The organism is Xanthomonas sp. DAR 34887 (genome assembly GCF_041245805.1).
GTDB lineage: Bacteria > Pseudomonadota > Gammaproteobacteria > Xanthomonadales > Xanthomonadaceae > Xanthomonas_A > Xanthomonas_A tesorieronis.
In genome coordinates this window covers 1,156,557-1,169,829 of sequence record NZ_CP162490.1, presented here as the reverse complement: position 1 = coordinate 1,169,829, position 13,273 = coordinate 1,156,557, and the positions used below count along the sequence as shown (strand labels likewise).

The window sequence follows — 13,273 nt, the reverse complement described above, 5'->3', positions numbered from 1 at the left end:
GTTGCTTGCGTTCGATCATGGTCCTTCCCGCTGCCTGCGTTCGTGTTCGAGCTTGAATTTGGCGCGCAGCAGGTTGCCCGGATCGTCCGGCACCCGCCGCAGCCATGCTTCCACCGCCTGGCGCTGTTCGCGCTGCTGCGGGGTTTCCGCCGCCGCGGCGGCGGCGCGTGCGTCCGCTTGCTTGCCTGCCGCGCCCTGCTGCGCCATCGCCTGTTGCATCTGCTGGCGCTGCGCCGCGTCGGCCTGCTGCTGCGCCTGCGCATCGCCCGGCTTCGGCGGCCCCGGCGGCGTCGCATCCTTTTCCTTGGACCCGGCCTGCGACTGCGCATTCTTCTGCCCCGGCTGGCCTTGCGCATCCGCCGGCGCCTTGGCCTGCGACGGATCCTGGCCCTTCGGCGCGCCGCCGGCACCCGGCTGCGACTGGCCCTTCTGGTTCTGCTGCGATTGCTGCTTGCCCTGCTGTCCCGGCTTGTTCTGCGCGGCGTTGTTCTGCCCGGACTGGCGCTTGCGCGCGGCATCGACCGCGGCGCGGTTGGCGATCGCGTCGGCCATCTGCGGATGCTGCCGCAACGCCTTGTCGTAGGCGTCGATCGCCTCGTCGTAGCGGCCCTGGCGGGCCAAGGCATTGCCCAGGTTGTACCAGCCCTGGTCGCTGTCGACGCCTTGGAACTGTTGCTGCGCGGCGGCGAAATCGCCCTTGCGGTAGGCCTGCACGCCCGCGTCCAGGCGTTGCTGGCGCACCTGGTCGGGGCGCCGCCACCAATCGCCACTGGCCGCCTCGGCCGCCGCCGCATGCGCCGGCTGTGGCATCGCCAACGGCAGCAGCGCCACCAGCAGCAGCGCAGCGCCGCCACGGCGGCGAAACGCGAACAGGGCCAACAGCAGCAGCGGCGGCAGCAGCCAATAGCCCTGGTCCAGCCAGACCTTGCCGCTGCGCTCGCCGGCGGCTGTCGCGTCTTCCTGCTGCGCCGGTTGCAGCACGCCCAGACCGCGCAGATCGGCGTCGGTGGGCGTCAGCGCGGCGTAGCGGCCGTTGCCGGCGCTGGCCAGCGCCTGCAGCGAACCGGCATCCAGCTGCGCGTGACCAACGCCGCCCTGGCTATCGCGATAGGCCGCGCCCTGCGCGGTGCCCAATCCCAGCACCGACACCCGGTAGCCCTGCCCGGCCGCACGCGCCGCGGCCTGCTGCGCCTGCGCGTCGGCCTGGTCGCTGAGCAGCAGGATGTCGCCGCGGGTGAAACCGGCCTGTCGCAGCAGCTGTGCCGCCCAATCGATGGCCAGATCGGTGCGCTGCCCAGGCGCCGGCATCACCTGCGGCGACAGCGCGTCCAGGAACAGCGCGACGTTGGCCGCGTCGTCGGTCAACGGTGCGACGGTATAGGGTTCGCCGGCATAGGCCAGCAACGCGACTTCGCCGCCGGCACGTTCGCGCAGCAGCGTCGCCAGCTTGGCGCGTGCCTGCAGCAATCGCGACGGCGGCAGGTCGCCGGCTTCGATCCGCGGCGACAGATCCAGCGCGATCACCAGCGGCGTGCGCGACTGCCACAGCGGCTGCTGTTCCTGGCGCCAGCTCGGTCCGGACAGCGCCACCACCGCGAGTACGTAGCCCAGCGCGGCCAGCCACATCCCCGACAGCGATCGCCGGCCATCCTCCTTCGCCAGCAGATGCGGCAGCAGATGCGCGTCCACCGCGTGCCGCCATACATTGCGGCGCCGACGCCGACGCAGCCAGCTCCAGCCCAGCAACGGCAGCAGCGTCAATGCCCACAACCACTGCGGGCGCAACAGATGCAATGCCTCCAGGAAGCCGAGCACCGCGTTCATTGCCGCCTCCAAGGCCAGATGAAGCCCATCACTCCCAGCAGCAGCGACGCGCCCAGCGGCCACGCATAGCGCTCGATCCGCGGGCGCACCGCCGGACCGGCCGAGCGTACCGGCTCCAGGCGCTCCAGCTCGGCATAGATCGAGACCAGTTGCTCGGTATCGCGGGCGCGGAAGAAGCGCCCGCCGGTGTCCTGCGCGATCTTGCGCAAGGTGTCCTCGTCGACCTGATCGTCGCCACCGCCGCCGGGCATCGGCAAGCCGAACAGCGAATAGCCGCCGGCGCCACCGAAGGCGATGGTGTAGACGCGCACGTGCTCGGCCTTGGCCAGTTCCGCCGCCTTGGTCGGTTCCAGCACGCCAGCGGTATTGACGCCATCGGTCAGCACGATCAGCACCCGGTCGCCCTGCGGCTGCTCGCGCAGGCGCTTGACCGACAGCGCGATCGCATCGCCGAGCGCGGTCTCGCGCCCGGCCAGGCCGACCACGCTGTCGCGCAACTGGTCGCGCACCGTCGCCAGGTCGGCGGTCAGCGGCGTCAGCGCATACGCCTGCTGGCCGAACACCAGCAGGCCGATCCGGTCGCCGTCGCGGCGGTCGAGGAAGTCGGCCAGCACCGCCTTGGCCGCGGTCAGCCGATCCACCACGCGCCCGCCCAGGGTCATGTCCGGCTCGCTCATGCTGCCGGACAGGTCCACCGCCAGCATCAGTTGCCGCGCCTGCTGCGGCGGCGAGATCGGCTCGCCCAGTTGCAGCGGCCGCGCCGCCGCACCGCACAGGCAGAACCAGGCCAGCCAGGTCAGCCACAGGCCGACCCGCCACAGGCCGCCGCGCGCGGGCGCGGCCGCCACCGCCTGCAACCGCGCCCCATAGGGCACGCGCAAGGCCGGTGCGCTGCCGCGCTGCGCTGGCAGCAACAGGCGGGCCAGCAGCGGCAACGGCATCGCCAGCCACATCCACGGCCAGGCGAACCCGGCGAGCAGATCGCTGAGGCTTTGCCAGTGCAGCGAAAGCGTACTCATCGCCATCACCCGCCGCGCCCGCCCATCAGTTCGAGGAAGCGGCGCCGCGCCAGCGGCAGCAGCGCCTGCAGCTGCGCATGCTCCAGGTCGCGCCGATACCCGCCATCGAGCAGCACGCGGCCCGGTCCCGCGGAAAAATCCCGGCGCTTGTCCCCGTCGAGAAAGCGCAGCCATGGCTCGCCCTGCAGCGCCGCGGCGGCCGGGTCGCGGCGCCGCGCCGCGCGGCGCAGCAGTTCCGACACCGCGGCCACTTGTGCAGGCGCGGCGCCGCTGCCGAGCGCCGCATCGAACTGGCGCTGCCAGCGGCGTCGCCGCGCACGTCGCCAGACCCACAAGCCGAGCGCGATGCCCAGCGCCAACAACAGCGCTGCGCCAAGCAGCAACCAACCCGGCGCCGGCGGCCACCACGGCGGCGCCGGCGGCAGATGCACATCGCGCAGCGGCAACTGTTGCGGCGTCATCGCGGCGCGCTCCCGCCGATTACCGGCAGCAGCCAGGATTCGCTGGCCGCATCGCTGCGCAGCACGCGCACTTGCACGCCGCGGCCGGGCAGTTCGGCCGCCAGCGTTTCCAGCGGTGCGACGAACTGTTCGTGCCAGCGCTGTTGCGCACTGGCCGCCAGCAGATCGATTTCCACCCGGCGCCCGCCAGCCCAGAACGGCAACGCCGCCCGCGGCGGCTGCAGTTCCAGCGCGTCGGCCAGCAGCAGCAGCACCACATCGCTGTGCAGCGCCAGCCCGGCCCAGCGCGCCGCCGGAATCGCGTTCGCGCTGGCCGGATCGGCCAGCACCACCAGCCGTGAGCCCGGCCGCAACAGCTTGGCCGCGTGTTCCAGCGCCACGCCGAGGCCTGCATCGTCCTGCGGCGGTTGCGCGTACCAGCGCGCCAGCGCATCGAGCACGCGCAACGCGCCGCGCGGCCCGGCCGCCGGCGGTACCGGCGCCTCGCTGCGACTGCCGCGCAAGGCGGCCAGGCGGTCGCCCTGGCGCTGCGCGGTCCACGCCGCCACCGCCCCCGCACGCGCCGCCTGCACCGACTTGAACCGCACGCGGGTGCCGAAATACAGCGTCGGCGCGGTATCGGCCACGATCAGGCTGAGCCGCTCGCGCTCGGCCTGGAACAGCTTGGTATGGGTGCGCCCGCTGCGCGCGGTGAGCCGCCAGTCGATATGGCGTACGTCGTCGCCGGCCACGTATTCGCGCGACTCGGCGTATTCCATGCCGCGACCGCGCAGCGCCGCCGGCGCGCTGCCGCTGAGGCCATGCCGGCCGCGCCGCGGCGGCGGCACCCGCACCACTGCCGCGCGCAGCGCCACCAGCTCGGCCAGGGTCGGCCGCACGCCATCCGCGCCGGTCGCGGCATCGACGCGCAGCGTCTGCGGGGGCATCACCTGCACCGCCATCGTCGCTTACCTCGCCTGCGTCACGCTGCCGCGCACTGGCGGCACCGCAGCGCGATACACCGGAGCGCAGCGGTGCTGCAGCCGTCCGAATTGGTGCTGGCGCCCGCTCAAGGCGGCGGCACCTTGTCCAGCAGCGCGGCGACCAGCCGATCGCCGTCCCAGCCCTCGGCGGTGGCTTCGTAGCTGGGCAGCACGCGATGGCGCAGCACGTCCGGCGCCACCGCACGCACGTCGTCCGGGGTGACGAAATCGCGGCCCGCCAGCCAGGCCCGCGCGCGCGCGCAGCGCTCCAGCGCGATCGAGCCGCGCGGGCTGGCGCCCCAGGCGATGCGCCGCCCCAGTGCCGGGTCGTAGCCGCTGGCGTCGCGCGAGGCCAGCACCAGTTCGATCAGATAGCGCTCCAGCGGCGGCGCCATGTGCAGCGACAGCACCGCACGCCGTGCGGCGAACACATCGTCCAGTGGCATCCGCTGCGGCGGCACCTCGCCGTGTTCCAGGGTTTCGCGCGCGCGCTCGCGCGCCAGGCGCAGGATCTCGGCCTCGGCGGCGGCCTCGGGATAGCCGATCCGCACGTGCATCAGGAACCGGTCCAACTGCGCTTCCGGCAGCGGGAACGTGCCTTCCTGCTCGATCGGGTTCTGCGTCGCCATCACCAGGAACAGCTTCGGCAGCGCATAGGTATGCCGGCCGACGGTGACCTGGCGCTCGCCCATGGCTTCCAGCAGCGCCGACTGCACCTTGGCCGGCGCGCGGTTGATCTCGTCGGCGAGCAGGATCGGATGGAAGATCGGCCCCGGCAGGAACTCGAAGCGGCTTTCCTGCGGACGCCATACCTCGGTTCCGGTCAGGTCGGCCGGCAACAGGTCCGGGGTGAACTGGACGCGGGCGAAGTCCGCCTCCAGCCGCGAGGCCAGCGCGCGGATCGCGGTGGTCTTGGCCAGGCCGGGCGCGCCTTCGACCAGCAGGTGGCCATCGGCGAGCAACGCGATCAGCAAGCGCTCCACCAGCGCGGACTGGCCGACGATGGTTTCGGACAGGCCGTCGCGCAGGGCGAGGAATGCCGCGTGCAGGCGCTGCTGCTCGGACGTGGCGGGAGTGGGCTCGAAGCTGGAGGGCGTGGTGTTCATGTGCCGAGTTTGACCCATCGGCGGTGAAATGGTTCTGCGTCGCGCGCGACAATCGGTCGCAAATTCAGATTTTCCTCATCCGCCGGCACAAACGACGACGGGAGAAGCGACTGCTTCTCCCGTCTGGATACCGCCATGATGCTGGCCTGTGCGCCGTGGTTCGGCAAGGCAGGCGCGTCAGCCCGCGGTAGGCGCGCGCTTGGCCACGCGCATCACCTTCGGGGTCACGAAGATCAGCAGTTCGGCCTTGCTCTTGCTGCGGCCGCGCTTCTTGAACAGATTGCCCAGGAACGGGATATCGCCCAGGAACGGCACCTTGGAAACGCTGTTGCGGTCGGTGAACTCGTATACGCCGCCGATCACCACGGTCTGGCCGTCGTCCACCAGCACGGCGGTATTGACCTCGCGGCGGTTGATTTCCGGGATGGTGCCGTAGCCTTCGAGAACACGGTACTGGTCGACTTCGTCCTTCTTCACGTTCATGTTCAGAAAGACGCGATTGTCATCGGTGATGGTCGGGGTGACCTTCAGTTCCAACAACACTTCCTTGAACTGCACGTTCGGCGTCGCCGCAGTACCGGCGGTGCCGCCGGTGATGGTGACATAGCCGATCTCCTTGCCCTGCTTGATCACCGCCTCGCGCTGGTTGGAGGTCACGATACGCGGGTTGGAGATAACTTCGCCCCGACCTTCTTCCTGCAGCGCCGACAGTTCCAGATCCAGATTGAAATTGGATCCGAGCAAGGTATAGGCCAAGCTTGGCAGCGTCGTTGCATTGGTGAACGTCGTACCACCGAGGTCAACGTTAAGCCCGCGCGTGGCGGCGGTCCCGCCGCCGGTCGCACCACTACCCACGGTCGCCGTGTTGTCGCCGTAGGTGTGGGTGCCGCCGATGCCGAACTTGGCGCCCAGGTCGCGGGCGAAGGTATCGGTGGCGATAACGATGCGGCCCTCGATCAGCACCTGGTCGACCGGTCGGTCGATGACGTTGATCAGCTCGCGCATCTGCGCGATCTTCTTCGGGATGTCGCTGATCATCAGCGTATTGGTGCGCTCGTCGGCGACGATACGCCCGCGCGGCGACAGGAAGCCGTTGTCGGTCTGGCCGCCACCACCACCGCCACTACCACCACTGCCGCCACCGCCACCGATCCCCTTGGCCTCGGTCAGCGCTTTGAAAATCGTGGTAGCGCTGTGGTAGTTGATCTGGATGTAGTCGGTGCTCAGGTCCTCGCGGTTCTCGATCGCGATCCGCGCGTCTTCCTTGTCCTGCTCGAACTTGGCCAGCTCCTGCTGCGGCGCGACCCAGACCACGGCGCCGTCGCGGCGCTTGTCCAGGCCCTTGGCGCGCAGCACGATGTCCAGCGCCTGGTCCCACGGCACGTTGACCAGGCGCAGAGTGACGCTGCCCTGCACGGTGTCGGAGGCGACGATGTTGAGATTGGATTCCTCGGCGATCAGCTGCAGCACGGTACGCACCGGCACGTCCTGGAAGTTGAACGTCACCGGGCGGCCGCTGTAGCCGCGCGCGGCGACCTGCGCCGCCGCCTGGCTGACCGTGGCCGCGCTGACCGCGCCCACCGCCGGTGCCGAGGTCCGCGGCGAAATCTCCACCACGTACTCGTTCCCTGACTGGTAAGCCAACGACTCGAAGGCGCCGTTGGTGCTCAGCACCAGTTGCGCGCCACCGGCGTACGGCTTGGCGTCGATGCGCTGCACCGGGGTGGCGAAGTCGGTGACGTTGAGCGGACGCTGCAGCTCCGCCGGCAACGATGCGTTGCCGACATCGACCACCACGGTGTTGCCCTGGGTGCGCAGGTCGGGACTGGCGCCGGCGCCGCTGAAGTGCAGGATCAGCCGCCCCGCATCGCCGTCGCCGCGCTTGAAGTCGATCTTCGACACCGCGAGCTTGGCCGGTGCCTGCGCTGTCGCCAGCGCCGGACCCGCCGCAGGCGTCGCCGCCAGCGCCGCGCCCATCGCAGCCGAACTCCCCAGCAGCGCCGCCAACCCCAATGCGCGTAGCCGCACCGTCGCGTGGCGCCGGATGGGACGCAGGCTCAGGGCTTTGGAAAAAGTCATCGTGCTATCCCCATAATCAATCATTGATCGTCCAGCGCCACGGCAGCCGGACGTTCCAGCCAACCGCCAGCGCCATCCGGCACCAGTTCAATCAAATCGATGCGATCCTCGTGCACCCCGGTCACGCGGCCATCGCTCTGCCCCATGTAGATGCCCGGACGGACCCGATACGTCACCTTGTCCGGCGCCATCACCAGCGCCACCAGCCCCCCGCCGTTGCCCAGCGTGCCGACCATCTTCAGGCCGTCCAGCGGGAACTGCTCCAGCGGCTCCTTGCGCCGGTTCGGATCCGGGCGCAGGCCGCTGTTGCCGTCCGGGCTCGCCCAGGCATCGCTGAACGGATCGCGCAGGCCCTGCGCCGCGTATTCGAAGGTCTCGAACTGCTGCATCACCGGCAGCGGCTCCAGCGGCTGCGCTGGCCGCGCGCGTACTTCCTTGACCCAATTCTCCAGATTCGGTGCATCGCCCGGAGTACTGGTCACGCCGCGGCCGCAACCGCCGAGCAACGCCACCAGCGCCAGCCCCGCCAAGCACTTGAATGCCCTGGTCCGCCGCTTCATGCGCCACCGCCTTGCTTGGAAGCCTTCTTCGCCGCGGCCGCCGCCTTCTCCTGATCCGCCATCTCCTTGTCGTCGAGGTAGCGATAGGTCTTGACGGTACCGGACAGCTCCAGCTCGCCGCGCGCGGTAATGCCCGCGGTCTTGTCCCGCGGCTTCAGATTGATGTCGTGCATGGTCAGGATCACCACCCGCGGCAGCGACGCCACGCCACTGACGAAAGCGCCGAACTGGTGATAGCTGCCGACCATGCGCAGCGCGATCGGCTTCTCCGCGTAGAACTCCTTCGGCGACTCCGGACCCGGCTGGAACAGTTCGTTGGCCAGGCCGCTGGACAACGCGGTCTGCGAGATGTCGATGATCAGGTCCGGCATTTCGGTCTTGCTCGGCAGCTGCCGCAGCATCTGCTGCAGCACCTGCTCCATCTGCGCCAGCTGCTGCTTCAGCGGCTGCAGATTGACCGCACGGCTCTGCTCCTTCTCGAACGAAGCGCGCAGCTCGGTTTCCTTCTGTTCCAAGGTTCCCAGCTCGTCGCGCTTGTCGCTGATCAGCAAGAACCACGACAGGATCAGGATGAACAGTGCGACCAGCACGCAGAAGCCGATCTTGGCCTGCTGCGGCCAGTTGCCGAGGTTGTTGAAGTCCAGGTCTTTGACGTTGAATTTCTTGCTCATGACGCCGGTCCCTGTTGCGCTGGCGTGGCAGCTGGCGGCGCCGGCGCGGCGGCCGGCGGCGTCGTGGGTGCGGTCGGTGCAGCAGGCGCGGGACCGGCAGAGGGTGCCGGCGCGGCGGCAGCGCCCGGCGCCGGGACTGCGGCAGGCGCGCCTGGCGCCGGCGCGGCAGCGCCGGGCGTGGCGTCAGCGGTATCGCCGGGCACCGGCAGCTTGACCTTGAGGGTGAACACGTACGGCAAGGCCTTGGCGTCGACGATCGGCCCCTTGACCTCCTTCTCCTGCGCCTTGGCCTCGATCACCGACAGCTCCGGATTGGTCATCCAGCCCGAGCCCTCGAGGTTGCGCATGTAGGCGCTGACCCGGGCATTGGACTGCGAGCGCCCTTCCAGGGTCAGGATGTCGCCCTCCTGCTTGACCGCGGTCAGCACCACGCCGTCGGGGATCGTGCGCACCAGCGAGTCGAACAGGTGCACCATCTGCGAGCGCTTGGCCTGCAGTTCCTCGATGACCCGCTTGCGCGCCAGCAGGCGCCGCTTCTGCTCGTCGAGCTTGTCGATTTCCTGGTTCTGCGCCTTGACCTTGTCGATCTCGGTCTGCAGATAGGCATTGCGCTCGTTCTGTCCGGTGATCTGGCGGTCGTAATAGAACCAGATCAGCATCGCCAGCAGCACGCCGGCCAGCGCGGCGAAGCCCAGCATCGCGTAGAACTCGCGCTCGCGCTGCTTGCGCCGCTCCGCCCGCCAGGGCAGCAGATTGATTTTTGCCATCAGTCGAAGCTCCTCAGAGCCAGGCCGGTGGCGATCATCAGCGCCGGCGCGTCCTGGGCCAGCGCATGCGCCTGGACTTTCGGTCCCAGGGTCATCTGCGCCAGCGGGTTGGCGACCACGGTCGCCACCCCCAGTTGTTCCTCGACCATCTCCGGCAGCCCGGCCAGCGCCGCGCAACCGCCGGCAAGCACGATATGGTCGACCCGATTGAATTCGCTGCCGGCGTAGAAGAACTGCAGCAGGCGGCTGATCTGCTGCACCGTGGCTTCCTTGAACGGCTCCAGCACCTCGATCTCGTAGCTTTCCGGCAGCCCGCCCTGGCGCTTGGCCATGCCGGCTTCCTCGTAGGTCAGGCCGTAGCGGCGCATCACTTCGTCGGTCAGCTGCTTGCCGCCGAACACCTGTTCGCGGCTGTACAGGCTGCGTCCGCTGCGCAGCACGTTGAGCGTGGTCATGGTGGCGCCGATATCGACCAGGGCGACGACGCCGTCGGCCGCCACCGGCAGCTCGCTGGCGACCAGCGCGAACGCGTTCTCGACCGCGAAGGCCTCCACGTCCATGACCTTGGCGACCAGGCCGCCCAGTTCCAGCGCCGACTGGCGCAGCTCGACGTTCTCCGAGCGCGACGCGGCCAGCAGCACCTGCACCATTTCCGGGTTGTTGGGGATGACCCCCAGCACTTCGAAGTCCAGGTTCACTTCGTCGATCGGGTACGGAATGTAGTTGACCGCCTCCAGCTCGACCTGCGCTTCCATCTCGTTCTCGTCGAGCTCGGCCGGCATCGGGATCAGCTTGGTGATCACCGCCGAGCCGGCCACCGCCGCGGCGGCATGCTTGGCGCGGGTGCCGGAACGGGTCACGGCGCGGCGGATCGCCTCGCCCACGGCCTCGACCTCGACGATGTTCTTCTCGACCACGGCGTTGGGCGGCAAGGGTTCCACGGCGTAGTGCTCTACGCGGAACCGGTTGCCGCTACGGGACAGCTGCAACAGTTTGACCGCGGTCGAACTGATATCGACACCGATCAGCGGTTGCTGACTTTTTGGAATAAGCCCCACGGATTTTCCCCTGCCGACGGGCACTTGGACGGCAATGTTGCGCCCACGCATTAATAACAAATTTTTTGCAATTGGCAACCGCCCTGGACATGTCGCGACCTAGGTCACAACACATCCCGTGGCAGCAAACCGGTCGCATCCCCGGAATCGGCCCCAGCCTTTCCCCGGCGTACTCTATACTCTGCGCCCAAGAAATCTGCAATCGGAATCTCTCTCGATGCCCCGTTTTCGTCGTTGGCTGCGCTGGGCGCTGGTCACGTTCGTCGTCCTCGCCCTGATCGGAGCAGCCGCCGCCGGCGGGCTGTATTACGTCGTTTCCTCCAAGCTCCCGGACGTGCAGACGCTGCGCCAGGTGGAGCTGCAGGAGCCCATGTACGTCTATGCCAGCGACGGCAAGCTGATGGCCCTGTTCGGCGAGACCCGGCGCTATCCGATCACCATGAAGGACGTGCCGGAGCAGCTGAAGCAGGCGTTCCTGGCCACCGAGGACGCCCGCTTCTACCAGCACGGCGGGGTCGACTACAAAGGCATCGCCCGCGCGGTGTGGCTGCTGGCCACCACCAACGACAAGCGCGTGCCTGGCGGTTCGACCATCACCCAGCAGGTCGCCCGCCAGTTCTTCCTGAGCTCGGAGTACAGCTATACCCGCAAGCTGGCCGAGATCCTGCTGGCGCGCAAGATCGAGGCCGAGCTGAGCAAGGACGAGATCTTCGAGCTGTATCTCAACAAGAGCTTCTTCGGCAACCGCGCCTACGGCATCGCCGCCGCCGCCGAGTACTACTACGGCAAGAAGCTCAACGAACTGAGCCTGGACGAAATGGCCTCGCTGGCCGGCATCCCCAAGTTCCCGTCCAGCGGCAACCCGATCAGCAATCCCGAGCGCGCCAAGCAGCGCCGCGACAACTACGTCCTCAGCCGCATGGCCGCGCTGGGCTTCGTCACCCAGGCCGAGGCCGACGCCGCCAAGGCGGTGCCGATGCACGCGGCCCCGCACGAGCGCCCGGTCGAGGTCGAGTCGCCCTACGTGGCCGAGCTGGTGCGCCAGGAGATGATCGCCCGCTTCGGCGGCGACGTGCTCGACAAGGGCTACCACGTGACCACCACGATCGACGCGGAGCTGCAGGCCGCGGCCAATGCCGCGGTGCGCAAGGGCCTGGTGATCTACGACCGCCGCCATGGCTGGAACGGGGTGGAGAAGCATTTCGACGTGGCCGCCGACGCCGACGCCGCGGCGCTGGCCAGCCATCTGACCGGCAGCTACGTGCAGGGCGGAATGGTGCCGAGCATCGTCGCCGCCACCGGCAGCGACGGCAGCGCGACCGTGGTGCTGGCCAACAAGAGCGAACTGGTGCTGCCGGTCGCGTCCAGCCGCTGGACCGGGCGCAGCCCGGCCGCCCTGCTCAAGCGTGGCGACCTGGTACGGATCCAGGCCGGCGACAAGCCGGGCGAATGGGAAATCACCCAGCTGCCGCGCGGGCAATCGGCGCTGGTATCGCTGGACGCCAGCAACGGCGCATTGCGCGCCCTGGTCGGCGGCTTCAGCTATGCCGGCAACAAGTTCAACCGCGCCACCCAGGCGCGGCGCCAGCCGGGTTCCAGCTTCAAGCCGTTCCTGTACGCGGCCTCGTTTGAGAAGGGCTTCAACCCGGCCTCGATCGTGCTCGACGCGCCGGTGGTGTTCCGCGACCGCCGCGGCAAGACCTGGTCGCCGCAGAACGACGGCGGCGGCTTCCGCGGCCCGATGCGCCTGCGCGAGGCGCTGGTGCAGTCGCGCAACCTGGTCTCGGTGCGCCTGCTCGACAGCATCGGCGTGGACTTCGCGCGCAAGTACATCAGCCAGTTCGGCTTCCAGGAAGCCGAGCTGCCGCCCAACCTGTCGATGTCGCTGGGTACCGCCTCGCTGACCCCGCTGTCGGTGGCGCGCGGCTATGCGGTATTCGCCAACGGCGGCTCGCGGGTGGACCCCTGGATCATCGACAAGGTCACCGACCGCGACGGCAACGTGCTGTTCCAGGAGCACCCGCCCACCGCCTGCCGCAGCTGCGGCAGCGTCGGCGGCAGCGTCACGCCGGCCAGCCAGGTCGTCGACGGCTTCAACTTCGGCGCGGCGACGCCGCCGCCGGCGCCCAAGCCGGCGGCCACCGCCGCTGCGACCCCGGCCGAGACCGCGCCGGCGACCGATCCCGAGGCCAAGGTGGCACCGCGCGCGATCGACGAACGTACCGCCTACCAGTTGGTCTCGATGATGCGCGACGTGGTCCAGCGCGGCACCGGCACCGCGGCCAAGGTGCTGGGTCGCGAGGACGTCGGCGGCAAGACCGGCTCCACCAACGACCACCGCGACGCCTGGTTCTCCGGCTTCGGCGGCCCCTACGTGACCACCGTGTGGGTCGGCCGCGACGATTTTCGTTCGCTCGGCTACCGCGAGTACGGCGGCAAGGCGGCGCTGCCGATCTGGATCGACTACATGCGCGTAGCACTGAAGGACAAGCCGATCGCCAGCAACGATCCGCCGGCCGGCATGGTCCAGGCCACGCTCAACGGCGCCACCGAGTGGGTCAAGGTCGAGGACATGGATCGCATCCAGGACTTCGACTACGGCCTGCAGGACCAGAAGACCGACGACGCGGCGTTCGATATTTTCTGACGGGCGCGAAACGTGGGACCGGGGACTCGGGACGCGGCGGGTCCCGATGCCGAGGCGGCGATAGGCGGTATCGACACCGGCGGACGCCGCGTCGCCGAGATGCCGCGCGGACAGCCGCG

The 13,273-nt window shown here is 69.3% G+C and carries 11 protein-coding genes; 1 reads left to right on the top strand and 10 read right to left on the bottom strand.

All coding sequences use genetic code 11. The annotated features are described in order from the left end of the window. Positions 1 to 15 precede the first annotated feature (15 nt). From AB3X08_RS05000 to AB3X08_RS04955, 10 genes are all read right to left on the bottom strand, one after another. Complete coding sequence (locus AB3X08_RS05000) at positions 16 to 1,824, bottom strand: vWA domain-containing protein (RefSeq protein WP_369936660.1); 1,809 nt, start codon at positions 1,822 to 1,824, stop codon at positions 16 to 18. Further along, a complete protein-coding gene (locus AB3X08_RS04995; protein WP_369936658.1) occupies positions 1,821 to 2,843 on the bottom strand; it encodes a vWA domain-containing protein in 1,023 nt (340 codons plus the stop codon). The genes AB3X08_RS05000 and AB3X08_RS04995 overlap by 4 nt, the downstream gene beginning before the upstream one ends. Positions 2,844 to 2,848: 5 nt before the next feature. Beyond that, the gene (locus tag AB3X08_RS04990) at positions 2,849 to 3,304 is read right to left on the bottom strand and encodes a DUF4381 family protein (RefSeq protein WP_369936656.1); all 456 of its coding nucleotides are present in this window, start codon (positions 3,302 to 3,304) and stop codon (positions 2,849 to 2,851) included. Further along, complete coding sequence (locus tag AB3X08_RS04985) at positions 3,301 to 4,230, bottom strand: DUF58 domain-containing protein (protein ID WP_369936654.1); 930 nt, start codon at positions 4,228 to 4,230, stop codon at positions 3,301 to 3,303. The genes AB3X08_RS04990 and AB3X08_RS04985 overlap by 4 nt, the downstream gene beginning before the upstream one ends. Positions 4,231 to 4,352: 122 nt before the next feature. Next, entirely contained in the window at positions 4,353 to 5,372 is a 1,020-nt protein-coding gene (locus tag AB3X08_RS04980; RefSeq protein ID WP_369936652.1) for an AAA family ATPase, read from the bottom strand. Positions 5,373 to 5,549: 177 nt separating this feature from the next. Beyond that, positions 5,550 to 7,451, bottom strand: coding sequence for a type IV pilus secretin PilQ (locus tag AB3X08_RS04975; protein ID WP_369936650.1), 1,902 nt, complete (start codon positions 7,449 to 7,451; stop codon positions 5,550 to 5,552). 20 nt (positions 7,452 to 7,471) lie between these two features. Beyond that, positions 7,472 to 8,011 carry a pilus assembly protein PilP gene (locus AB3X08_RS04970; RefSeq protein ID WP_369936648.1) on the bottom strand — a complete coding sequence of 180 codons (540 nt, stop codon included), beginning with the start codon at positions 8,009 to 8,011 and terminating at the stop codon, positions 7,472 to 7,474. Then, positions 8,008 to 8,682 carry a type 4a pilus biogenesis protein PilO gene (locus AB3X08_RS04965; protein ID WP_369936647.1) on the bottom strand — a complete coding sequence of 225 codons (675 nt, stop codon included), beginning with the start codon at positions 8,680 to 8,682 and terminating at the stop codon, positions 8,008 to 8,010. Before AB3X08_RS04965 ends, AB3X08_RS04970 begins: the two co-directional genes overlap by 4 nt. Next, positions 8,679 to 9,449 carry a PilN domain-containing protein gene (locus AB3X08_RS04960; RefSeq protein ID WP_369936645.1) on the bottom strand — a complete coding sequence of 257 codons (771 nt, stop codon included), beginning with the start codon at positions 9,447 to 9,449 and terminating at the stop codon, positions 8,679 to 8,681. Before AB3X08_RS04960 ends, AB3X08_RS04965 begins: the two co-directional genes overlap by 4 nt. Further along, positions 9,449 to 10,507 carry a pilus assembly protein PilM gene (locus AB3X08_RS04955; RefSeq protein ID WP_369936643.1) on the bottom strand — a complete coding sequence of 353 codons (1,059 nt, stop codon included), beginning with the start codon at positions 10,505 to 10,507 and terminating at the stop codon, positions 9,449 to 9,451. The genes AB3X08_RS04960 and AB3X08_RS04955 overlap by 1 nt, the downstream gene beginning before the upstream one ends. A gap of 217 nt (positions 10,508 to 10,724) precedes the next feature. On the opposite strand from AB3X08_RS04955, the gene AB3X08_RS04950 reads away from it, so the two are divergent. After that, positions 10,725 to 13,154 carry a penicillin-binding protein 1A gene (locus tag AB3X08_RS04950; RefSeq protein ID WP_369936642.1) on the top strand — a complete coding sequence of 810 codons (2,430 nt, stop codon included), beginning with the start codon at positions 10,725 to 10,727 and terminating at the stop codon, positions 13,152 to 13,154. Positions 13,155 to 13,273 lie beyond the last annotated feature (119 nt).